This is a genomic window from Halobacillus ihumii (genome assembly GCF_902726645.1).
Lineage (GTDB): Bacteria > Bacillota > Bacilli > Bacillales > Halobacillaceae > Halobacillus_A > Halobacillus_A ihumii.
Genome location: NZ_CACVAO010000001.1, coordinates 2,041,104 through 2,065,420, shown reverse-complemented (window position 1 = coordinate 2,065,420; position 24,317 = coordinate 2,041,104). Strand labels below are relative to the sequence as shown.

The following is a 24,317-nucleotide window of genomic DNA, read 5'->3' as shown; positions in this document are numbered from 1 at the left end:
TCTTCTGAAATGTAGTCCAAGCTTTTTTTGTATAGTTTTCCCAAGAAGATTGACACCATGCTTATCCCACAATCTGGTTCCAAGTGATGAACATGTTATTCCGCGAAAGCGCCCGATTCAGGAACAGTCATTTTCCACTATTAGCTGGTATCGTGGTATAAAAGTATGTTTTAAATTAGCCGGTATTGGTGGTTTATATATGATCTTCAATATAAAACAAGTCACGCTGCTTGAAAGGGCTTTTAACAGCTTTAAGACAAAGCAATGTTTAACATACTTTATTTTAAAGGGTTCTACTTTCAACTGTCTGTTTTAGTTTAGAGATAAACACTTCTAGCTTAACTTCATCTGAATCATTTTGACTGTATTGTCTTACATTAATGGATTTATTTTCAAGTTCATTATCCCCTACAACTAGAATATAGGGAACCTTCTTAATTTGAGCTTCCCTTATTTTATAGCCAAGTTTTTCTTCGCGTAGGTCAGGTTCAACTCTCAATTCATCATGCTTTAATTTTTGTGTAATCTCTTCCACATAATCCCTATGGATTTCATTTGATACAGGTATCACCTTCACTTGCACTGGCGCTAACCAAGTTGGGAATGAACCACCAAAGTGCTCAATTAAAATACCTAGAAAGCGATCAATTGATCCAAAGACAGCACGGTGAATAACAACTGGACGGACTTTTTGATTGTGTTCATCTATATAATTTAAATCGAATTTTTCTGGCATTTGAAAATCCAGTTGAACTGTCGCACATTGATGACTTCTTTTTAGTGCATCTTTGATATGAATATCAATTTTTGGTCCATAAAATGCTCCATCGCCTTCATTAATAGTAAATTCATAATTAAGTTCATTCAAGACATTTTTCAGAGACCCTTCTGCTTTATCCCATAATGCATCATTACCCATGTGATTTTCTGGCCTTGTAGATAGCTCAATGTCATAGTCAAAGCCAAATGTACGGTATACATAATCAATCAATTTTAACGCCGATTTTATTTCATCCTCAATTTGATCTGGTGTTGCAAAGATGTGAGCATCATCCTGACAAAATGTACGAACCCGTAACATTCCATTTAATGCACCACTGAATTCATGGCGGTGAACTTGCCCAAACTCCGCCATTCGAATTGGAAGGTCACGATAGGAATGAAGCTTATCTTTGAAAATAAGCATGTGTCCTGGGCAATTCATCGGTTTTAGCGCAAATTTCTGATCGCCCACCTCTGAGAAATACATGTTTTCTTTATAATGATCCCAGTGCCCAGATTTCTCCCATAACCGCTGATTCATCATGATTGGCGTACGGACTTCTTTATAATCATAAGCATTCTGAAGCTTCCTTAAAAACACCTCTAGTTCATTACGTATAATTTGACCATTCGCCAAATAAAATGGCATTCCAGGTGCCTCTTCAGAGAACATAAATAATTCTAATTCATTTCCCAATTTACGATGATTTCTTTTCTTTGCTTCATCAACAAAATGAAAATACTCATTTAACTCTTCCTTTGAAGAGAAAGCTACACCGTAAATACGTTGAAGCATTTTATTATTACTATCACCACGCCAATAAGCTCCAGATATGTGCGTCAATTTAAATGCTTTTACATATCGAGTGGCTGGCAAGTGTGGCCCACGACATAAATCAACGAACTCCCCTTGGCGATACACTGTCAAAACATCCCCTGATGAAATATCATCTAACAGTTCCAACTTTAACGGGTCTTCAGCAAAGAGTTTCTTCGCCTCTTTGCGTGATATTTCTTCACGTTTGATTTCCAGATTTTCAGAAATAATTTTATTCATTTCTTTTTCGATTTTAGCAAGATCCTCGACAGTAATGCTATTTTCCAAATCAAGATCATAATAAAACCCATTTTCAATTACAGGACCAACGCCTAAATGAACATCTCCGTAAAGGCGCTTGACTGCATGTGCCAACAAATGTGCAGTTGTATGTCTCATAATCTCAATTCCTGCTGAGGAATTAGACTGGTATAATTCTATTGCTGCATCATCATTAATGCTACGTTTAAGGTCATACAATGAACCGTTTACCATACCCGCCACAGATTTCTTTCTTAAACTCGGACTAATTGACTGTGCAATTTCTTCTAAAGAAACACCTTGAAAAAAATTCTTTTCATTTCCATCTGGAAACTTAATAACAACTTCTTTTTGACTCATGATTAACCACTCCTTTTTTGGATTTTAAAATAAAAAAACACACTCATCCCTCAAAAAAGGGACGAGCGTGTGTCATATACCCGTGGTTCCACCCAACTTTCCATCACATACCTTTAAAACATTATTAATGATGTCTTCGTTTATGCTGTATCGTGGCTTATACGGTATTGGTTACTGTCATTCACCAATACTGCTCTAAGGTGGTAAGTTTCCTCTACAGCGTTAGGAAGTTCCCAGCCTTACCTTCCTTCTCTGTAAACCGTTAAGAGAAACCCATGTCCTTATCATTGCATTTGATATTTAATTTAAAAAAATAAAACACACACTCATCCCTTATACAAAAGGGACGAATGTGTGTTATCTCGTGGTTCCACCCAACTTCCCACCACTTTAATAAAAAGTGATGGCTTTATTTTGCTGTATCGTAGCAGCTACGGTATTGATTACTATTGTTCACCAATACTGCTCTAAGGTGGTAAGTTTTTCTGCAGCATTAGGAAGTTTCCAGCCTTGCCTTCCCTCTCTGTAAACCGTTAAGAGAAACTCATGTCCTTATCAATGCAATTTATAAAACTTTTAATTAGTCTATAGGATTATCTTTGATTAGTCAATAAATGTCTTTCTTTTACTCAACAGTATTGCCCTTATACTCAGTTTGAGCTCTAACACTTATTCCTGATTAGCGCCCTTTAATTGAAGATTGTTCAACATACTCGAAGCTATAGACTTGGTTATGATATGACTTATTGATCTATTCTAGTCTGTATAAAAACCACATTTAAGTAAATAATAACCCTACCTTATCATACTCAAGGAGGTTACATAATGAATGAAGGGAACATTCACCTAACATCTGCAGAAATTGGTTCACTTTGGACTGGGTATATGCAGGATAGTATGTCAAAATGTGTCTTAAGTTTTATGTTAAAACATATTGAGGATCAAGATATAAAACCCGCTATTCAGTATGCTTATGATCTTTCATCCAATCATCTAGAACAGTTACTCACCATTTTTGAAAAGGAAAATTACGCCGTTCCAAACGGGTTTACCGAACAAGATGTAAACATAAATGCTCCGTGGCTTTTTACGGATACATTTTGTTTAACGTATGTCAATCACATGGCAAAAGTCGGAATGATAGCATACAGCGGATTTGTCTCTATGAGTACCAGAGAAGATATGCGAAATTATTTTATACTAGCATTAAACGAAACAGCTACGCTTTATAATCAAACAAGCGAAATTGCTCTTTCAAAAGGAATTAATGCCAGGCATCCTTATATTGAGGTTCCGAAAGAAACGGATTATGTGGACAGTAAAAAATATTTTAGTGGCTTAAATCCCTTTAGTGACAAGCGTCCACTAAACGCCGTTGAAATTTCCCATATATATATGAATATACTAACAAACGTAGTCGGGGTGAAATTATGCCTTGCCTTTGCGCAAACTTCGCCATCCAAAGATGTACAAGATTTTATGTTGCGAGGAAAAGAGATCTCGCAAAAACATATTAAGATTTTTGTTGATACACTTATGAAAGATGATATTGATGCTCCGCAGGTACCTGATACAGCTGTAAGTGATTCAACAACTCAAGCATTTTCAGATAAATTATTGATGTATCATATGTCACTTATAAGTGCATCAGGAATCGGAAACTATGCTACTGCTGCCGCCGCCAGTCAACGAAGCGATTTAATGATCAATTATGAACGGTTATCGTTAGAAGTTTCCCGACTTGCCAAAAGCGGAGCCGATATTATGATTAAAAACGAATGGTTAGAACAACCGCCTGGAATAAAAGATCGTAAAAAATTAGCGAAGAACAAACAAAAAGGCTGACCTTAACAAAGTTAGCCTTTTTAATTATTCAGTAAAACAATTATGATAATACAAATAAAAAGGAATTAACAACCATGCACGTGGCTATTACAATTTGGGCTATTATCGCCTCATGGCGATGGTGGGATCGGGAACACTTCCACAAGTGCCATACAACAATACTGTACATGTCATTATTGAATTTATTATATATTTTTTTGACTAGTGGTTATATATTGTGGAAGATTCAGCCTGACCTTGGACTTCCTTTCCCCATCGTCAGTATGCTGTATACGTTTATTATTTTCCCTTGCACAGTGATTTTATATTTGTCCCGTTATCCGAAGTCTGTTAAAGGCCAGATCCTTCACAACATAAAATGGATTATGATTTACATAGTAATAGAATGTCTGGGTAGTTTATTTGGTCGTATTATTTATGATCATAGCTGGCATTTAGGATGGTCACTTTTGTTTGTCCTAACCATGTTTCCTATGTTGCGTCTACATTATAAAAAGCCTCTACTTGCCTATTTTTTATCCATTTTATTTATTGCTTTTATACTTTATAAATTTGAAGTTCCTTGGAAAGTTCCAATGAAGGATCGTTAATATGTTGGGGGTGCAATTTTTTATGACTATGGAGCAAATTATTTTAGTACTGGCGTGGGTAATCTCTATCTCTATTCTTTTAATATTTATTCCAAAAGATAAAATTCGCAATGCCATAGTAGCATTCCAATTTAAGCAGGTATTAACATGGTTGTTTGGTCTTGCTGTTGTTCAGATGAGGATGATTGAATATCCTGTCAGGTTGTTTGATTATGCAAGCAGGGCAAGTTTCACCTTTGAATTTCTTGCATACCCTGCAATTTGTGCCATTTTTAATGTTCACTATCCAGAGGGAAAAAGTAAAATAGCTCAATTTGGTTACTATGCTCTTTATACTTCAGTCATTACAGTTACTGAGGTAATACTTGAAAGATATACTAATTTAATTGTGTATATCCATTGGTCTTGGTACTGGACTTGGATAACATTATTTACAACATTCTTTTTGTCACATTTATTTTATAAATGGTTCTTTAGGAAAATAAACACTGGACATACCAAATAAATAGAGGGACTACAGCTGTTAATTTTGTGTAGTGTAAAGTTCCATAAAAAACAAAGGGCAGAAAAATGCTACCTAATACTACCTTCTGTTTCGTTGATAGAAACTGATTACGGTTCTTTATTTGTTCCGCAATATGGCCCGATTGCGAAATAGAGTAACCGCGGCCTTTAATTTTACTACTTTTTTATAAAGTAGAATTTGTTATGTAATCGCTGTAACAAAAACGACCGTTTTTGATATTCTTGGGGTTGTGTATAACGATAGACAAGCTGCCTAACAAAAAAATCGCATTTTCAATAGGCTTATTTGGCATGCCTAATTTTCCATCTCTCACTAGTTTTGAAACAAGGCACGATTCGTATCTAGTTTTTCCGTTGTTAGCTTGATGGGCATGTGGCGGTACCCCAGGTACTATATTTGTAGTGAACAACATAAACATTCTATAGAAGAAAATTATTTCTACAGGAGGTTTCCATGGATCAAAAGGATCAAAGTCGTCAATTAGACCAAATAAAGCAAATGCAACAAATGTTTAAGGCGAACATGAAAACTCAACCTTATCCCATGTACCCTAACTATGGGAAAATCACACGTTACGAAGAAATTCCGATAAGTTTACCTGAACAGCGCCAGCTGTGCCATCCCGGAGTGGAAAAACTTATGGTACCCCTCCCAATTATCGAAAACCCGAACTATGAAGGGAGTGAAAAGTTAACAGGAAAAGTAGCACTTATTACAGGGGGTGACAGTGGTATTGGTGCAGCAGCAGCAATTGCGTTTGCTAAAGAAGGCGCAGATGTTGCTATTTCATACTTAGATGAACATGAGGATGCAAATAGAACAAAAACGAGGATTGAACAACTCGGACAACGTTGTTTTCTAATGCCTGGTGACTTGCGAGACAAACAACAGTGTATCTCCATTGTAGAACAAACAGTAAATACGTTTGGACGTCTCGATATTCTTTGTAACCACGTTGGTATCCAATTCCAACAACTAAGTCTGCTTGACATTACAGATGAGCAATTCGATGACACCTTCAAAGTTAATATATACTCTCATTTTTACACAACAAGAGCAGCGCTTCCTCATTTAAAACCAGGCAGCTCAATCATTGGCACTTCTTCAGTGGTGACGTATGTAGGTGAGCAGCAAATGATTGATTATACGGCCACAAAAGGCGCAATAGTTGGTTGGACGCGTGCCTTGGCTAAAAATGTCGTGAAACAAGGGATCCGAGTCAATGCCGTCGCCCCCGGCCGAATTTGGACCCCACTTATTCCAGCAAGTTTCTCGTCAGACCAAGTCGCTGTATATGGAGCATTTAATCCAATGGAACGAGTTGCCCATCCTTTTGAACTCGCACCAACCTTTGTCTATCTTGCTTCTGATGATTCTCGTTTTGTTACTGGTCAAGTTCTTCATGTTGATGGGGGAGAATCCACACATTCCTAATGGAGGGGGTTTACCATTTTGAGATATGAATTTAATCTAGAAGTAAAGCTATTGCTAGTAAACCATTCAAATGAAAAAGTAAAGATGGACTATATGGAAGATTCCTGGCCCATGCCAAAAATTGGACTGAGACCACCATACTATTGCTACCCAAGCTACGAGCTGAATTATCCAATAATCTAAATAATAACAGACAAAAAGACTTCTATACACAGTGTGGAAATCCATTTCGCTTAGGGTTCGCAATTATGCTAACTTGTTAATTCATCCATATAAACTAATAGGATAACGGTTTTAAAATGACTTCCTTATGATTGTTAAACATTTGATAACCATGACTTGCTTATCCAAGGGCCACTTTGCGTGTGGGTCAAACTCGTTATTCGTTATTTTTCCAAAAAAGATCCAACCTAATGGAAACACATTAAAGTTGCCCCCAAACACCTATTAATTGGATCGTTCCATATTTTTGCACACCGGAGCTTTACTAAAGAAGCTACCTAAATGTCGGTTTCTAACAGACAGGAAATCGAATTTTTTAGGTCAGAATTCTCTTTGCGTGAGTCAAACGTCAAAATGTTGGCAGTACCCCTTTAATGGTATTAAACTTGAAGAAGAATATAATAAGCCAGAATTAGAATTAACAGAGCAAATAATAATTGAGCTTCAGGGAATTAAATGAGAGAAAAACAGGAAACGAATGGTCCGGTCTAAGTAAATCTTCTGTTTAAGAAAAAAACTGAGCTTAAGTGACTTCCCTAAGCTCAGTTTTTCTTAATTGTTCTATTGTTATTTACGCTTTCACTAATGCTTCCTGTCCATAGAAAGCAGCTTTATAGAGGTCTTTCATTTGCTCTACAGACGTTTCACGCGGGTTCGTACCGGTGCATGGATCTTCCATTGCATTTTTCGCCATGGTGTCAAGGTGCTCGTTGAAATCTTCTTCAGGTACGCCAAATTCCTGAAGTGTGGTGGCAAGGCCGAGATCTTTGTTTAATTGGTAGATATACTCCACAAGTGCATCCGTCAATTCAGCATCTGTTTCCCCTTTTAGTCTGAGACGACGGGCGATTTCGGCAAAGCGATCTTCAACTACGGCTCGGTTGAATTGAATCACATACGGCAAGTAAATCGCATTAGCATAGCCGTGCGGAATGTCGAAGGTCGGGCCACTTTTATGGGCCAGACTGTGGACGTTTCCTAGCACTGCGTTCGCAAAGGCCATTCCAGCCATAGCTTGAATGCTGTGAATCTGCTTGGCTGCTTCTTGGTCGCCTTGATAGGAAGTAAGCAAGTTATCTTTGATCACTTCTGCACTGCCAAGAGCAAGGATATCCGTGTACACGGTTCGCGGCTTGGCAACATAAGATTCGATCGTGTGCGTGAATGCGTCCATGCCAGTGTAAGCAGCGATGTGTTTTGGTAGGTTTTCGATCATTACAGGATCGATGATCGCGATATCTGGCGTTAACTCAAAATCAGCCAATGGGTATTTAATATTAGTATTTTCATCGGCTACTACGGAAAGGTTGGAAACCTCAGAACCGCTTCCGCTTGTGGTAGGAATCCCGGCAAATTTCGCTTTCGTGCGAAGGCGCGGAAGTTCAAAAGGCTTGGTGGCATCCTCAAATGAAAGGTCCGGGTACTCGTAAAAGAGCCAGATGGCTTTAGCGGCGTCCATGGCGGAGCCGCCTCCGATGCCAATAATCCAATCAGGCTGGAACGATTCCAGATCTTTTGCCCCTTGTTTTACCATTTTAGCGGTGGGCTCCGTATTGTACCCTTCCAGTACTTCAGTTTCTATATTGGCAGCACCCAAATGTTCTTGAATTTGTGTAAGGTTTCCGTTTCTTTTAACAGAACCTCCCCCAATAACAAGTGCGGCCTTTTTTCCTTCAAATGACCGTAACACTTCCAGGGCATTGTCTTCGAAATAAATATCACGTGGGATCGTAAATCGACTCATAGTAATAAGAGCCTCCTTATTGTATGGTAATCTGTTTCAGTTTCAATTATATAACCTTGAGTAGTATGATTATAGTACGCACTTTCAATGCACATAGTATCTATAAAGATACTATGTGAACGAATGACGATTGGAGAGAGACGAAATGACTAGAGTATTAGAGCAGAAATTCAACTGTGAAAAGGAACTAACATTATCTTTAATCGGGGGCAAATGGAAGATGATTATCCTTTGGCATTTAGGGAAAAAAGGGACCAAACGATTTGGTGAATTAAAAAGGATGTTGCCTACCATTACACAAAAAATGCTAACCAAACAGCTTCGGGAGTTGGAAGAGGACCAACTCATTCACCGGGAAGTCTACCCGGTCGTACCACCGAAAGTCGAATACTCCCTCACCGACCACGGTGAAACGTTAATCCCGATTTTAGAATCCATGTACAAGTGGGGCCGCACATATATGGATACAGTTGGAAAAGAGAAAGACGATGTCCATTATTCAGTTTTATAGATCCCTCGGTCACTGTGACCACTAGGATGGTGTCAAAAGGATAAAACTTTACTTTATATAGATTAATCGAGTAGGAGGGAGTGATTAACTCCCGACCTCTCACACCACCGTACGTACGGACCCGTATACGGCGGTTGAATAGAATTCAAACGTTAGATCAATGATTTCAGACCCATTCGATGCCAATATTGGTCATTAAGCGTACGATGGAGGATAGGGCTACTGGCGATTCGCCAGTAGCCTTTTCTTGTGTTTCCCAATTCAAAAGCTTTGGCTTTGGATACGCTAGTGCTATGAGATTCTTTACCTTTGTCTTTGGCATCTTCCACTCTTTCCATCGGATACATTCGAAGCCTTCTTCTCAACCATTCCATCATCCTTCTGAAAACAGTAGGTGTTTCGGCCAACCTGAGATAGTTGTACCACCCCACGCCCGAGTGAGGGTATTGCTTTAGTGCCAAAGGTTGGCACGTCATCAACTGTTCTATAACTTGCAATTACAAAAAGGGCTTCAGTATCTCTCACACTTCATCAAGAATGAGACTGCTACTGAAGGGGGTACTCCGAGATACGTGTAAAATTAGGACATAGGATGGGATATAATCCCATCCATTAATCTAATACCAAACGTCCATCTACTGGATGAGGCGCTATCTCTAAGTTAATCGTGTATTCTCCGAACCTTTTAATGTGACTCATTAAGTAAGGGCTTAGATGTCTGATGTCCTCAGTGTGTACCTCATAACCCTCCTTCGATAAGAAACGTAAAACTTTCGTAAGATCTACAACATTGTGAAAGATTAAGGCATTGGATACCAGTTCATTGTACTTCATGATCTTTTCTTGCTGTTCCGGATCGTTTGTAGCGATAATCCCTTGACCGCCGAAGGAAAGCCACTGCGAAAAGCCATGAAAAGCTTCGACTTTGTTCGTTTCGGCTGTAATTTGCTTTCTTACATCCATATCAGATATATAGAATAATAAGAAAACTGTACGAACCACACGTCCTAGTTCACGGAAGGCTTGATACAGGCGATTTTTACGACTATAATTACTAAGCTTCCGGAGAAGAAGAGGCGACGACATTTTCCCGGATTGAATGGAAAGCACGACCCGCATCAGATCTTGCCAATGCGTTTCGATTAAGGACCAATCAATGGCATCGCTAAATAACGCATTGATATGCTGGAACGCTGTATCTTTCGTAGGGCGATAAAATTTTAAAGCCTTGATATTCCGAATGCGGGGCATGAGTTTGATGCCTAATAAATAGCTGAGCGCAAATACCGGGGTGGATTGCCCCTGCGTATCAGCAAACAACGTATCCGGTTGAACATCGGACTCGTTCTTTAAAAGGCCTTCAATAATATAGACGGCTTCCCATACCCCACAAGGAATGAAGTGGCTAAATAAGGCGATATAGTTGTCCGAAATATGGTGGTAAGCAATGCCTCCGTATCCTCCATAACGAATATGATTTTCGGCAAGCAAATTGTTCTCATACGTATCACGTTGGGTGCCATCGGCTGCAGCTGTCTGACCAGTTCCCCATCGCTTAGGAAGATCCAAGGCTGCATAAGCATTGATAATGTCTTGATTGGCTTTGTCCAATTTCTGAGCCGTAACATGGCGTTGATGAACAAAGGAAAGGGTTTTGGGAGTGATATTTTCTCGCATATGCCGTGCAGCTTGACTAGGTCCCAAATTACACCCATGCGTAAATGTATTCAAGATATATCGTTCTTTCGGACGCTCTAATTTGGGTCCAGAACCCGAAAGAGGACCAAAGTGACGACTCCAATTCACCCAATGATCCACATTCCCAAGCATATCGATTACATGATGCTCAGGCATATGTTTCTCTATGGAAGTTTCCAGGCGTTTGAATGTCGCACCGGGTTTTTTCCGTGGCGGTTTTTTCAAGATGGGTTGACCGTCGTCACTGATGGTTACAACGTTCTCTTTTTGAGGATAAGAATGGTCGACCTCTTTTGATTTTTGGGTCATCCATGCTTCTAACTGTTTCACAAATCCTTTACCATTCATGGGAAAGCCCATTTCATTGCAGTAATCTTCCAGCATCGGTTGGCATTCGTCCCAACTTAACAATTGGTCTCGATAATCAGCATAAGCTTCTGAACCGTGCACACAAATGTCTCCGGTCTTTAGTTCCTGGGCGATGTATGAAAAGACACAAACCTCCAAATGCCTGCGGTGAATTTTCCACTCACCCTTTTGTTTCACCCGAATCGTTCGTTTCCATTGCTCTGTCGCAAAAGATAAGTCAACGTGATCCGACAACCAATTGGTTTTTCGATGATAGTTCTCCATGATAAAATCCAGGGCTTGGAGAACAGAGGTATCTTGACTCGTCGATGTTAGGGTCAGGGTTTCCGCCAAACGGAACAAGGTGGAGCGATAAGACCGAAAGAATTTGAGAATCAGTGGCAAATAGTTATTACCATGATACGACGCTACGGCTTCACAGTCATCTAGCAGAGTCCGTACATCTCCTCGAGCTTTCAAAACATCTTTGATTTTTTGCTCGGCACCTCCGGCATGGTTATCCTCCTCCAAAGCATAGAGGACTTCCGTGAATGTTGAAACGAGATGCTCGGTCTTTTCCCGTTGCTGATTACGAATCCGTTCTAATTCTTCTTTGCCAGAATTGTGGAGATTTCCCATGCGTTTCATAAGCATCGTGGCTAGGTTATCCCTGGTTTTCATCTGAACATCGTTGATTAAAGACAACACAAGCGTATAACGTTTGGCATCGCCAAAATCTTTGATTTCTTGGACATCCAAGACTTTCGCTTGACCGGCAAAATGTTTGATTTTCACGGGAGGGATCCCTTTTAAATATTTGTTTGCATCTCCAAATGACAGCAACCAATGGTAGAGATCAATTTGTTCTTTAATTTGGGATAGATTAGGTTTCTTGGGTAACTGCTTCAAGCGATTATACGGACTGTAAAAATGGTTACTGTCTTTATGTAACAATTGCGATGTGTTGGCTAAGTGTTCCATGACGTTGTGGTAATACTGTTCATTGATGAGCCGACGAATACGTCGGGCTAGACGGTCAAGCGTACTAGGGGTACGGAAACGATTCGTAGATTGAGGGGCCACTATGGGAAATATTTACTTTGTAGTGTGGTTGGCATCTTTTACTTATCTTCTGCCAGTTTTCTGTACAAAGCTGACCTTGATACATTTGTAATCTTACAAATTTTTTTCACAGTCATGTTTCCCTCTTTGTAAAGCTCCACAGCATAGTTAATGCCTTCATGCTGCGAATGATATTTTTTTACTCGACCTCTATATTTGCCTTCTTTTTGGGCAAGTGTAATTCCTTCGCGTTGACGCATTCTTATGAGATCACGTTCTAATTGATTGACTCCACCCATAACTGTCATTAAAAACTCACTGTATGGATTGTCTTCGGATAAATCTAACCATGTATCTTTCAAAGACTTTAAATTTGCTTTCTTTTGCTTGATGTCATCGACCAACTCAAATAAATCTCTTGTACTTCGTGTAATTCGGGTAAGGTCTGTAACAAAAATCGTATCATCTGCCTGAAGGTCATCTAACATTTTTTGTAGCTCTGGTCGATGTTGTGTAGCTCCGGATAACTTTTCTTCAAAAATGATATCCATACCTATTTCTTCGAGTTGTTTGTATTGTCTTGCCGGATTCTGATCAACCGAACTAACCCTTACATAACCGATTTTTCTCATTTTGCCACCTCTATTTTGAAACAAGTCTCATGGGACATCCCTAACTCGCATTTTATCACGGATTCTTGTTTGTTCCAATAGAGTACACTCTATTGATATAATTGAAAGAGAAAAGTGAATATTCTAAGAAATGGGTGAAGTAAATGTCTATTGCTAGAGGGAGAGAATTGCTCACTAATGAACAAAGACAATCCTTTATACAGGTTCCTGAGGACGAACTCGTAGTTGGAACTTACTACACATTCTCTAAATCGGATCTTGAACTGATTAACAAGCGTAGAAGGGATGAAAATAGACTGGGATTTGCAATACAATTGGCCGTTCTCCGGCATCCGGGATGGTCATATACACATATCAAAAACATTCCCACATCAGTTCTCACATATATAGCTGATCAGATTAACGCTGATCCATCTTCGATTAGTCGTTATCCGCAAAGGGAAAACACCCTATGGGATCATTTGAAGGAAATCCGCACCAAATATGAATTTGTAACTTTTACCTTGAAAGAATATCGCAGAACGTTTAAACACCTTTATCAGTTAGCTTTAGAAAATGGAGAATCCATGTATTTACTAGACGAAGGCTTGAAGTTCTTGAAGAAAAATAAAGTTATCTTACCTGCCATCACAACACTTGAAAGGATGGTGTGGGAAGCTAGAGCAATGGCTGAAAAGAAGATATTTAATACAATTAGCAATTCTCTGACTGATAAGCAAAGGGAGAAAATTGAGGAAATCATTAGTTCTGACCATGGAAAAACTAAAACCATTCTAGGTTGGTTGAAAGAAGCACCTGGTTATCCTTCCCCTGACACATTCCTAAAAGTTATAGAAAGGCTAGAGTATATTCGCGAAATGAAGTTGGAAACCATTAGCCTGCATGCTGTACATTCAAATCGTTTACTACAGCTATCCCGTTTAGGATCTAGGTATGAACCTTACGCCTTTAGGGATTTTCAGGAGAATAAACGATATTCCATTTTAACCGTTTATTTATTGCAACTTATTCAACAGCTTACAGATAAAGCTTTTGAGATTCATGATCGGCAAATTCTTAAGCTGTTGTCCAAAGGGCGAAAGGCTCAAGAAGAGCTCCAAAAACAAAATGGCAAAAAGCTCAATGAAAAAGTTATTCATTTTTCTAACATAGGACAAGCATTAATTAAGGCTAAATCCGAAGAATTAGATGTATTTGAAGTCTTAGAATCTGTTATTGAATGGAATACTTTTGTGTCTTCCGTAGAGGAAGCACAGGAATTAGCCCGACCGGCTGATTATGATTACTTAGATTTGTTGCAAAAACGTTTTTATTCTCTTAGAAAATACACTCCAACCCTGCTCAAGGCCCTGGAGTTTCAATCTACCAAATCCAATGAACCTCTTATGGAAGCCGTTGAAGTTATACGTACAATGAATGATACAGGAAAGCGAAAGGTACCTGACAATGCACCTGTGAGTTTTGTTTCAAATCGCTGGAAAAGGCACTTATACGATGAAGATGAAACGATTAATCGTCATTATTATGAGATGGCTGTTTTAACGGAACTAAGAGAACACATTCGAGCAGGTGACGTATCAATTGTGGGAAGTAAACAATATAGGGATTTTGAGGAGTACCTATTTTCAAAAGATTCGTGGACACAAACCAAAGAAAATAATAGGTTATCGGTTAGTTTATCATTTGAAGACTACATTCAAGAAAGAAAACAAAGTTTAAGTGAAAGCCTTAAGTGGATGTCAGCTAACAGTAACAAATTAGATGGCGTATCGATCGAGAAAGGGAAATTTTCTATTCAAAGGCTAGAAAAGGATGTTCCAGAGGAAGCAAAAAAACTTAGTGCTAGCCTTTATCGGATGCTTCCAAGAATAAAACTAACAGATTTACTTATGGATATTGCTCATATCACCGGATTTCATGAACAATTTATTCATGCATCAAGTAACCGGAAGCCAGATAAACAGGAAACCATTATTATAATGGCTGCCCTTTTAGGGATGGGATTGAATATTGGTTTAAGCAAAATGGCAGAAGCAACACCCGGTATTACATATAAACAGTTAGCAAATGTGTCCCAATGGAGAATGCATGAAGATGCTATGAATAAAGCGCAGGCCGTTTTAGTCAACTTTCAACATAAGTTAGACCTGTCCTCCTATTGGGGAGATGGTACGACTTCCTCATCCGATGGGATGAGAATGCAACTAGGTGTTTCATCTCTACATGCTGACTCTAATCCTCATTATGGAACGGGTAAAGGCACCACAATCTATCGGTTCACGAGTGATCAGTTTTCTTCCTACTACACAAAAATTATCCATACGAATTCTAGGGATGCCACTCATGTTCTAGATGGTCTATTGCATCATGAAACGGATTTAAATATTGAAGAACATTTTACCGATACAGCAGGTTACACCGATCAGATCTTTGGTTTGACTCACATATTAGGTTTTAAGTTTGCTCCTCGAATCAGGGATTTATCGGATTCGAAGCTGTTCACACTAGGTAAAGTAAATGACTATCCAAAATTAGAACCCATTATGCGTGGCCAAATAAACGAGAAAGTAATAAAAGATAACTACGACGATGTCTTGCGCTTAGCACATTCCATACGCGAAGGATCTGTTACCGCATCACTTATTATGGGGAAACTTGGTTCCTACGCTAGACAGAACAGCTTAGCTACAGCTCTGCGTGAAATGGGGAGAATAGAAAAGACGATATTTATTCTGAATTATCTTCAAAGTGAAACGTTAAGAAGGAAAATACAAAAGGGGCTCAATAAAGGGGAAGCCATGAACGGACTTGCCAGAGCTATATTCTTTGGCAAACAGGGGGAGTTTCGTGAACGAACTTTACAACACCAACTACAAAGAGCAAGTGCCTTAAACATTTTGATCAATGCTATAAGTGTATGGAATACGCTACATTTAACAAAAGCAACCGAATACTCAAGCAAGACGGGCGATTTTAATAAAGACTTGTTACACCATATTTCACCATTAGGATGGGAACATATTAATCTGTTAGGGGAGTACCATTTTGATTCGAAAATAGTTGTCTCAAGTGATTCCTTAAGACCATTAAAACTTCCTTAACGTTGTTGAAAACAGGATAGCTCTCGGGAAAATGCGCTTAACGTTGTAAATCCGCATATTCCTGACGCTACCCCTAGATGAATTAGGTCGTGTGGTTATCCCTATGGAACTTCGCCGCACCCTTGAGATTAAGGAGAAAGACCCCATGGAAATCTTTGTTGAAGATGACCAAATCATTCTGAAGAAATATAAAGCAGACAAACAATGTATCATTACAGGGGAAGTTAGCGATAACAATTATGAATTAGAAGGCGGTCTAGTGGTAAGCCAGAAAGGGTTAGAAATTCTTAAAGGGCAGCTTGAAGCATTAGAACCCGTCCATTCTTAGAAAGTTGGGTCAACAGCTGCAGGAACAAAAATCATTCGTGTTTTTGGGTGGACCATCTACTGGTCAAAAAATTTTTGTTCAGTAGTTCACTTAGGAACTCAAATCTGCATTTAGTGGGAATCGTCCACGAAAATAAATCTAATTACAACACAGGCGCTTGTAGAAACATTCAATCTAGAGAAAAAAGGGAACCTTCTCTCATAAGTCGGGAAGGGTGTTCACTTGCTATTGCTGTGCTCCTATGGTTCATTCAATATCTATCGGTTTGGCCGGGATCGAACCCTCCCAAACCGAAGGCATGAATGCTTTCGCAATCATGCCTTACGCTTCAAGAAGGACTAGCTTATTCTAAGTCGGTCCTTCTTTTCGCTTTTTTTCTCCACGTGTTCTGTTCATCCTTCTTTGTTCCCCTCATTGTAATTGTTTTCTCACGATTCCAGTAAAGGGTCTGCAAAAGAGCAAGATCATGTAAGCAAACCAAGTCGGCTAAGTAGGAGTAAAAAAAAGCAAAGAACGCTTTTCAACTCCTACTAAGTCATTGGGCTTCCTAACATTCCCTAGCTCTTTTTTGATACTACGTATTCCCTCCGGTCACCCTTGACTTCCATATTCGTAAAAATTGGTGGGTGGTCAAACAAAGAAAGGAATGATAATAATGAGATGTTTACAAGATTACGATGTGCAAAATTTTAGTGAGGAAGAAATCAAGGAAACTTTTGTAGGAAGAATCGATTATTTAGGATTTGAAGGAGTAGTAGAAAGTTTGTACTTTTTATCCAGAGAAGATTATGTTGAGGAAATTAAGGAGAGTATTAACATAGGCAGACCAGTTCAATATGAAGATTATAAAGGTTATACCAGCCAAGAAGAGATAGGGTACCTCTAATATGAGGTTTCCCTTTTTTTGTGTTCATTCGGTAGGGCATCGAACCGTACCGAATGAAAAACCTATACGAAGTTTGATAAATAAGGGTTTTATCAAACGTTAGTGGTGTGATTTTAAGTTCCATTCAAGTTATCACCTATGTTAGAGAGTTAACTTCGGCGAACACTCGAGATAAAAAACTAGAGACTAGTGGAAATTTTTGTGAAAGATGATAGAATCATTTTAAGGTAATATAGAGCTTATAAAGAGTGTATGATCGTGATAACAATGTGGTATTGGAAGGCGGATTAGTGTTAGGTCCGAAGAGGATAGAGATTCTTAAAGAAGAACTGAAAGCTTTAGAACCTGCCTATTCTTAAAATAGAAATAAATAAGGGTGTGCTGAAATGAATCGTGAAGTGATTAATAAATTCATAGCAATCCCCCTGGCTATAAAGGTTTTTAGAATGGATCGAGAACAAGTTAAAGATTTTAAGACTGCTCATGTATATTTGGATAAGCTAGATGCTGTTCTTGTAAAGTTGCAGGAGGATTTCAATACATTAAAGAAGGACATGTACACTGTTCATCACATGGATATCAGGTATTTAGGAAAAGAAAACGATATTGTGAAATACAGAGCAAACAATGAAGTGATCACTTTTAATGCTGAAGAGTTAAAGATGATGACAAGTGATATTATGAGGGAATATTTATATGGAGCAAAAGCAGGCGAGTTTCCTATTCAGGATCGTATTTGGGAAAATTAAATGTTGCAAAAAAGAGGAGGTTTGTTCGAATTTTAAGGAAGTCACCAGCTGACCTTATTAAAAATTATTCGTGTTTTTGGGTGGACCATCTATTGGACAAAAGGTTATTGTTCGTGATTCCATTCAAGCGCTCATATTTGCAATTAGTTAGAGGATTACCCACGAAAACAAATCTAATTGCAACACAGGTGCTTACATAAACAAGGGAATAAAGATTAAGTGTATAGTTGGAGGGTAGTTTTAGTGAAACTTTCTGGTCTAGGTAATCTTCATAGTAGTATGAGAGATCAAAGTATAGATCGGTATAAATTTAACTTTACATTTAACAACGTTAAGTTTGATGTAATGTATTTTATTGATGAGAAACCCAACATCTTAGCTTTTGGGATAGTAAAACATAATTATTACTTCGAAATCCCTGTTAAAGAAGGTTTTTACATTAAGCCTTTCTTGGAGGAGTATAGTAAATTTTGCAAAATTATGGGGTTTAAATATCAACCAGACAACCCATTTAGACCATCAAAATTTTTTGAGGAATTCAATGGTCAAATTCCTAGTAATGCGAAACACAAAAATGTACCGAAACCTCACCAAATTGCTGTGTATCGAAATGATGTAGAAGAATCAGAAAAGATTTACTTTGTTAAATGGCGTGATAATACTAAGGCGGGTCATCAAGTTAGTCCTGAAAATCTTGAAAAAACACGTAAATTGCTTTCATATAAAGCCTATTTGAGGTGTAAAAAGAAAAACATCAGTAGCTGTTGGAGTGTCAACTCTTCCGATGAAAATAAGTATTATCTACCCGTCTAAACTGGGTTCTATAAAGATTAAAGAAAAGTGAAACCAGTTGGTTTATCATGAGTAAGTACTAATTATGGATAGATCAAAGGAACAGAAACTCTATAAAGTCAAAAACCCTTCCATATTGCGTTGGAAGGGTTTTTGTAATTAGGACGATCTAAAAAGGGAAATAATTAGGAATCAACAATCTATTATAATTGGTTACATGTATAAACTATTGTCTTTTTACATATACAGCCTTAGAAAGGGGGCTTCTTAAAGAAAGACTAATTAATAGTATTGCTGGGTGTAGTACATTAAGTTGTCAGTTTAATTGGAAAATGATAGAATGAAGGGTGGGTATATTTAACATCAAAAAAGCCCCTTCGATTCCTATGATCAAGGGTTGTGTGTGTATCTTTTTAGTTAAATGTTCCACCAAATTATTTGAAAGGGTGATGTAAGATGGAGTATCTAAATAAAAGTTCACTGACCCATATGGGGGTCGCTAAGGTGGTGGTAATGTGTCGCTAAGCAACGGTGGTTTTTTAGTCAATTTATTAGTTGGAAATGCTATAACAGGGATTCTCTGTTATTGTTTATCCCTGCTGGGTCTACCTCCAGAGTTTGGTTATCTCATTTGGGTAGTTTTATTTCTTTTATTGTTTGTTTTACCTTCAGCAGTCAAGAGTCTATCATCTAAGTGTTGCCGGCTTATGGGACGAGCCTGGAAGTTCGTCGTGAAAGAGTTTAAAGCCGGGCAGGAAGACGATAACGCCGCTTAATTATTTATACACTCTGACCTAGTCCGTCAGGGTGTTTTTTTATCTAGTATTACCGAAATTTCACCTCGATAAACTATGTTGATATTAATATTAATATTGCTAGCGATATTGAAATTGCTATTGATATTGCTAGCAATATCAATAGTATTACGAATAAATTGACGACCATTAAAATCATATCAAAATAAACTGTACTGTACAAGCCTTATAATATAATTTATTTAAAAAACGATAAAATATGCTTGTATAATTCTTTAGTATTTATATTATCTCGCAAATGTCAAGTTCTTGCAAGCATAAACCGGTTAATCAAATTCAATCAATAAACTTATGTTTTTAAAAGTGAGTTTGGTCTGTTGCTGGGGATTGAAGAAGGGGACAGAATGAAACCAGTAGGGGTCATGGAGTTTATGAATCCAGATGCCAAGAAGCAATTTTATAATAGGTATAGGGATTTAATAACGGAGGAAAGCGAAAAATTCACTTTCATAGAATTCAAGATTAAGTGTCGAGTTAAGTACAGGCATTACTCAGGATTCCTTCTCTTAAGCTAATGTGCGATATTATAAGGTATGGCTAATAAAGCCCACTTCACACTATGTATCAAGAGGAAATGGGGCTTTATTTAACTTCAATCGCTTAAAAAGGATAAGTAAGGAAAAAAGAAAAAATAAGAAGTAATAGCACAAATAAGTAAGCAAATCTCATAGAAATATTATTTACTACTTTCCTGTTCATCTTATAATTCCTTTCGGATCTTGATGGTAATTTTCTTATATTTAATAATTCATTGGTCTCTTTTATTGCGCTTTCCATTTTTTTGGTTTGCATTGATGAAATATCTATATATTCAATTTCCCCGTATCTAGCTTTATAAAATGCTAATCTTTTAATTTCATAACCATCCAGCTTTGCACTAGTATCTTTTAGATCAGCTGCTATGCAGTTAAGAAAGTAGTAACCGAAAATTTGAGATATTTCTTGCCATTTATACCCTGTTAACTTTGAAGTTTTAAAGTCATATAAGGTTCCATCTATATAAATATCAGCATCTGCTCCGCCGCAACTTTGAGACGCAATACCAAAATGAGGATTAAACACAACACTACTTTCTGGTGTAATTATTTGAGGTATCATAAATCTTTCAATAAACACTTCACATAATCGTTTTAAATCAACAATAATTTCATTTTCTTCCTCACTTAACAAACTGCCTTCTATATCTTTTGGAGGCATTCCAGATCTAAAAATATGCTCTAGCCTTGCCATATATGTAGCATAAGGTAGTAGTTTTTCAAAACTCGCTTTTCTCCGTTTCACAAACTTATTAATCAAAACTAACCCTTTATTAAATTTAGCTTCTAAAGATTTACTTGTCTTTGTAGCACAGTACCTTTGGAGAATTTCTAATCCGTGCCTTGCGGTGAGCCCCACAGATACATCTTCTTTATTGCTGTCATTATTTTGAGAGACAATAAATCTAGCCATATAATCAAAAGCTGTGCCAACTACTGAGGACTGATACGAATAATTCAGAATGTACGGGACATCGATACCCTTCTTAGAAGAAAATGCCTCATTTCCTGAAAATGTAGAAAACTCTTTTTTGGTAGGTATGATATTCCTTAAAATAGTTTGTAACTCAATCTCAATTTCACTTTTTCCTTTAAGCATTTTAGTTAAAGACATAACATTTCTCCAAAAGATGTAATGTTTTAGTAACCTTTAGACTATTTTAACATAATGTAAATTCACTTTGATCATTGACTAAAAATCAAGCCCCGTTTGTTTGAGAGTTTTCTTTAAAGAAAATGTGAATATTTTTCAATCATAATCTACTAGTTTTTTTACCCACATGTCTTAAGAATATCAATTCATTAATTAAATTGCGTCGTTTTAATACTTATTTTGCGTGAAAAAGAGGAAACCCTATTAGTCCTGGCTAAAATGGATGTCCCTTTTATATAACAAACGTGCCCTTCGTTTTATAAGTCAGCCAGTCATCTTACATTTCTGGTTGATTTATTTTAAATAGTTTTTATTCTTGAGGTAACCTGGGTAGGACGTTCGCGCCGGAGGGACTTGATCCCGTCCAGAATACTGTCCCCCTACTTGCAGAAACATGTTTGAGGCTGGTTGGGACAACGATCCCGTATGACAAGCGAAGCTATGAAACTACAAGATAGGTTAGGGTTTACCAAAAATCCCCCGTTTCAATGGGTTCCCCGGCTTCTTGTTGATTTAATACAACAATTGTTTTATTATTTGATTTAAAACTTTGTCTATTGTATTAAAACGGAGGAATTTTCAAGAAAGTATATACTGTGGACTAAGCTTTGGAACGACTAAAACAGTATAAAATTACGTTAAAATTGAGTCAAAAATGTGAACTAAAGGTATAAAGAATGTAAACTTGGTGATCTGATTTTGAGATACTGTCCGAGTAAATATTATCCTTTGGAGAGGGAAATGGTTAAAACCGACAGAGGAGAATTTGAAACATTTATTGGGGCGAAGGGAACAGAGCCGATTTGCATTGCACACTTATATCAGGAATTCTTCTAGGCGATGAACCATACTCAAAAGTAATAGGTGAACATTATAAGGTAGTATCGATGAATTTAAGTTCTTTCGCAGCTTTAATTGTACATCGTCTGTGGAAACACAAGTTCAAGACTTGATAGAATAAAGTGTATATAAGAAAGGGGCTATTATAAATGAGCGATTTACAGGTTCACAAACCAACCAGCTTTAAAACGAGAACTGAAGGAGCCTTCTCAAAATTAAGAGGAGCGGAGAAAAAGGTTGTAGAATTTATTAACGAAAATCCTGAAGAAATTATTCACCTTTCTATTACGGAAGTTGCAGAAAGAAGCAACACAAGTGAATCATCAGTTGTAAGGTTGTGTAAAAGACTGGGTTACAAAGGATTTCAGGATTTAAAAATCAACCTCGCCAGAGATGTTATCACACCCGAAAAACAGATTCATGAAGTCATTGAGCCTAACGATGATGTGATGATGATTAAGAAAAAAGTATTTCAATCAAATATACAAGCACTCTATGACTCCATCGAAGTGTTGAATGACGACATGCTGACCAAATCCGTAGATGCCATTTCTAGGGCTAATCAGATCGAGTTTTATGGTACAGGCGGGTCCGGATCTGTTGCAATGGATGCTCAACACAAACTGTTGAAGCTCGGGGTTAAAAGCCTTGTTCATACTGATGCTACATTGCAAACAATGTCGGCCAGTGTAGTTGATAAAAATGATGTTGTGGTTGGTATTTCTCATACTGGAACGAATACCGATATTCTACATGCATTAAAACTGGCCAAAGACAATGGCGCCACTGTCATCTGTATCACAAATTTATCAAAATCACCAATGACAAAAATATCAGATATCCACTTGCAAACCATGTCAAACGAAACCATGTTTCGGACAGATGCCATTTCATCAAGGATTGCCCAGTTGACGATTATCGATATTCTCGTTGCTGCAGTTGCTAATGCTAACTATGAATACTTTTATGAAAATATTCAAATAACGAGGAAATCAACTTCCCACAAAAAGATGTAAAGATCACATGAAATTTTTCTTCTTTTTTTTAAATAAATTGTTGAAGGAAATAACCATCGTATGATAAGTTTATTTAAACGGTGCTAATTTTCACAATTTTATTTATTGTTTAAAGTAAGCGCTAACATTTAGAAGGGGGAATTAAAGTTGAAACAAAAAAGGTTCGTATCGCTCATTTTGACGTTGTTACTGGTTTTCTCATTGGCTGCTTGCGGAGGTCAATCTACCTCCGGGTCTTCTAATGCTCCAAATGGTGAAAGTGCAGAAGAAGTGAAATTAAATTTGTCAACTCCGGATCCTGACAGTTCATCGATTACACAAGCAGCAAAGCATTTTGCGGAATTGGTAAGGGAAAAGAGTGGCGGCTCTATTGAAATCCAAGTGCATGCCAATGGAACATTGTATGGAGGAGATCCTTCCGCTGCCGTTAAACAGCTCGGGGCAGGTAGTATTGACTTACTAGCACTTTCGACGTCCCTTTATGCAAACTTTGTTCCCGAATTCAATGCGATTAGTATTCCGTATTTGTTTGATGATAAAGAGCAATTTGTTTCATTTTTAAATGGAGAACATGGCGAGGAATTGTTATCAAAGTTGGATAAACTTAAAATTGAAGGTATAGGGTTATGGAATCGTCCTTTCAGGCAAATTACAAACTCAGTACGACCGATCGAAAAGCCTGAAGATCTTGAAGGGCTGAAGATCAGGGTTCCAAACAACCCTTTATGGGTAGAGTTTTTTAAACGAACAGGTGCTGTGACTACACCTATGGATTTCTCGGAAGTTTATAACGCTCTTCAGTTGGGAACGATTGACGGCCAAGAAAATCCCGTCAGTGTCGTGAAGGCGTCTAAATTCGCGGAAGTTCAGGAGTATTTGACCATCTCAGATCATATGGCCGATGGATGGGTTTTGGGAATGAATCAAGCGAAATTTGACCAATTAAGTGATGATCAGAAAAAGGTTCTTAAAGAAGCAGCACAGGAAACACAAACCTGGAAACTGGAGCAGGATGAAGAAAACTTCAATTCTATTATTGATCATTTGAAAGAAAAAGGCATGAAAGTAAACGAATTAACTGCGGACCAGAAAAAAGCGTTTGTGCAGGTTGCAAAAGATGCTTATCCTGCTTTTAAAGAGCTGGTAGAAAATGATAAGTTCTTCCAGTCAGTTCTGGAGTTTGCCGGAAAGAATGAATAAAGCCAAATAAGAAACAGCCCCTTATACAACACAGAGATCGGGTAATGTTAATCTCGGGGGCTATTTTCCTTATGGAAAAGAGGTTTTTA

General features: G+C 37.8%; 18 protein-coding genes and 1 other annotated feature. Of the genes, 12 read left to right on the top strand and 6 right to left on the bottom strand.

The features are described 5' to 3' along the window. Positions 1 to 283: 283 nt before the first annotated feature. Positions 284 to 2,200: a threonine--tRNA ligase gene (thrS, locus tag G6R08_RS10210; protein ID WP_163527878.1), complete on the bottom strand. Its 1,917-nt coding sequence runs from the start codon at positions 2,198 to 2,200 to the stop codon at positions 284 to 286. Between the two features lie 339 nt (positions 2,201 to 2,539). Next, positions 2,540 to 2,768 (bottom strand) — a binding site (T-box leader). A 257-nt stretch (positions 2,769 to 3,025) separates the two neighbouring features. Here thrS and G6R08_RS10205 point away from each other — a divergent pair. The 4 genes from G6R08_RS10205 to G6R08_RS10195 all read left to right on the top strand — a co-directional run bounded on the left by G6R08_RS10205 (position 3,026) and on the right by G6R08_RS10195 (position 6,595). Next, a complete protein-coding gene (locus G6R08_RS10205) occupies positions 3,026 to 4,045 on the top strand; it encodes a DUF3231 family protein (protein WP_163527877.1) in 1,020 nt (339 codons plus the stop codon). A gap of 74 nt (positions 4,046 to 4,119) precedes the next feature. Continuing rightward, positions 4,120 to 4,635: a CBO0543 family protein gene (locus G6R08_RS22465; protein WP_396265568.1), complete on the top strand. Its 516-nt coding sequence runs from the start codon at positions 4,120 to 4,122 to the stop codon at positions 4,633 to 4,635. Between the two features lie 22 nt (positions 4,636 to 4,657). After that, entirely contained in the window at positions 4,658 to 5,140 is a 483-nt protein-coding gene (locus tag G6R08_RS10200; RefSeq protein WP_163527876.1) for a CBO0543 family protein, read from the top strand. Between the two features lie 474 nt (positions 5,141 to 5,614). Beyond that, entirely contained in the window at positions 5,615 to 6,595 is a 981-nt protein-coding gene (locus G6R08_RS10195) for an SDR family oxidoreductase (RefSeq protein ID WP_163527875.1), read from the top strand. A 793-nt stretch (positions 6,596 to 7,388) separates the two neighbouring features. Here the strand turns inward: G6R08_RS10195 and G6R08_RS10190 are convergent. Beyond that, complete coding sequence (locus tag G6R08_RS10190; protein WP_163527874.1) at positions 7,389 to 8,561, bottom strand: iron-containing alcohol dehydrogenase; 1,173 nt, start codon at positions 8,559 to 8,561, stop codon at positions 7,389 to 7,391. Positions 8,562 to 8,706: 145 nt separating this feature from the next. Between G6R08_RS10190 and G6R08_RS10185 the strand changes: the two genes are divergently transcribed. Further along, positions 8,707 to 9,072 carry a winged helix-turn-helix transcriptional regulator gene (locus G6R08_RS10185; RefSeq protein WP_163527873.1) on the top strand — a complete coding sequence of 122 codons (366 nt, stop codon included), beginning with the start codon at positions 8,707 to 8,709 and terminating at the stop codon, positions 9,070 to 9,072. Between the two features lie 152 nt (positions 9,073 to 9,224). On the opposite strand, the gene G6R08_RS10180 is transcribed toward G6R08_RS10185, so the two are convergent. The 3 genes from G6R08_RS10180 to G6R08_RS10170 all read right to left on the bottom strand — a co-directional run bounded on the left by G6R08_RS10180 (position 9,225) and on the right by G6R08_RS10170 (position 12,812). Next, a complete protein-coding gene (locus G6R08_RS10180) occupies positions 9,225 to 9,548 on the bottom strand; it encodes a group II intron maturase-specific domain-containing protein (RefSeq protein WP_163531275.1) in 324 nt (107 codons plus the stop codon). Positions 9,549 to 9,684: 136 nt separating this feature from the next. Next, positions 9,685 to 12,201, bottom strand: a complete 2,517-nt coding sequence (locus tag G6R08_RS10175) for a Tn3 family transposase (protein WP_163527872.1) — start codon at positions 12,199 to 12,201, stop codon at positions 9,685 to 9,687. A gap of 38 nt (positions 12,202 to 12,239) precedes the next feature. Then, positions 12,240 to 12,812 carry a recombinase family protein gene (locus tag G6R08_RS10170; protein ID WP_163527871.1) on the bottom strand — a complete coding sequence of 191 codons (573 nt, stop codon included), beginning with the start codon at positions 12,810 to 12,812 and terminating at the stop codon, positions 12,240 to 12,242. 143 nt (positions 12,813 to 12,955) lie between these two features. Between G6R08_RS10170 and G6R08_RS10165 the strand changes: the two genes are divergently transcribed. The 5 genes from G6R08_RS10165 (at position 12,956) to G6R08_RS10145 (ending at position 18,689) form a co-directional block, all read left to right on the top strand. Then, positions 12,956 to 15,913 carry a Tn3 family transposase gene (locus G6R08_RS10165; RefSeq protein ID WP_163527870.1) on the top strand — a complete coding sequence of 986 codons (2,958 nt, stop codon included), beginning with the start codon at positions 12,956 to 12,958 and terminating at the stop codon, positions 15,911 to 15,913. 49 nt (positions 15,914 to 15,962) lie between these two features. Next, complete coding sequence (locus G6R08_RS10160; protein ID WP_275897953.1) at positions 15,963 to 16,241, top strand: AbrB/MazE/SpoVT family DNA-binding domain-containing protein; 279 nt, start codon at positions 15,963 to 15,965, stop codon at positions 16,239 to 16,241. A gap of 655 nt (positions 16,242 to 16,896) precedes the next feature. Continuing rightward, positions 16,897 to 17,127, top strand: a complete 231-nt coding sequence (locus G6R08_RS10155; RefSeq protein WP_163527868.1) for a hypothetical protein — start codon at positions 16,897 to 16,899, stop codon at positions 17,125 to 17,127. A gap of 386 nt (positions 17,128 to 17,513) precedes the next feature. Then, on the top strand, positions 17,514 to 17,876 hold the full coding sequence (locus G6R08_RS10150; protein ID WP_163527867.1) for a YhjD family protein: 363 nt from the start codon (positions 17,514 to 17,516) through the stop codon (positions 17,874 to 17,876). 243 nt (positions 17,877 to 18,119) lie between these two features. Beyond that, positions 18,120 to 18,689 carry a DUF6037 family protein gene (locus tag G6R08_RS10145; RefSeq protein ID WP_240339690.1) on the top strand — a complete coding sequence of 190 codons (570 nt, stop codon included), beginning with the start codon at positions 18,120 to 18,122 and terminating at the stop codon, positions 18,687 to 18,689. Between the two features lie 1,394 nt (positions 18,690 to 20,083). Here G6R08_RS10145 and G6R08_RS10140 read toward each other — a convergent pair. Then, positions 20,084 to 21,133, bottom strand: coding sequence for a hypothetical protein (locus tag G6R08_RS10140; protein WP_163527866.1), 1,050 nt, complete (start codon positions 21,131 to 21,133; stop codon positions 20,084 to 20,086). Between the two features lie 1,028 nt (positions 21,134 to 22,161). Between G6R08_RS10140 and G6R08_RS10135 the strand changes: the two genes are divergently transcribed. Beyond that, positions 22,162 to 23,028, top strand: coding sequence for a MurR/RpiR family transcriptional regulator (locus G6R08_RS10135; RefSeq protein WP_163527865.1), 867 nt, complete (start codon positions 22,162 to 22,164; stop codon positions 23,026 to 23,028). Between the two features lie 147 nt (positions 23,029 to 23,175). Next, positions 23,176 to 24,228: a DctP family TRAP transporter solute-binding subunit gene (locus tag G6R08_RS10130; protein ID WP_163527864.1), complete on the top strand. Its 1,053-nt coding sequence runs from the start codon at positions 23,176 to 23,178 to the stop codon at positions 24,226 to 24,228. Positions 24,229 to 24,317: the final 89 nt, after the last annotated feature.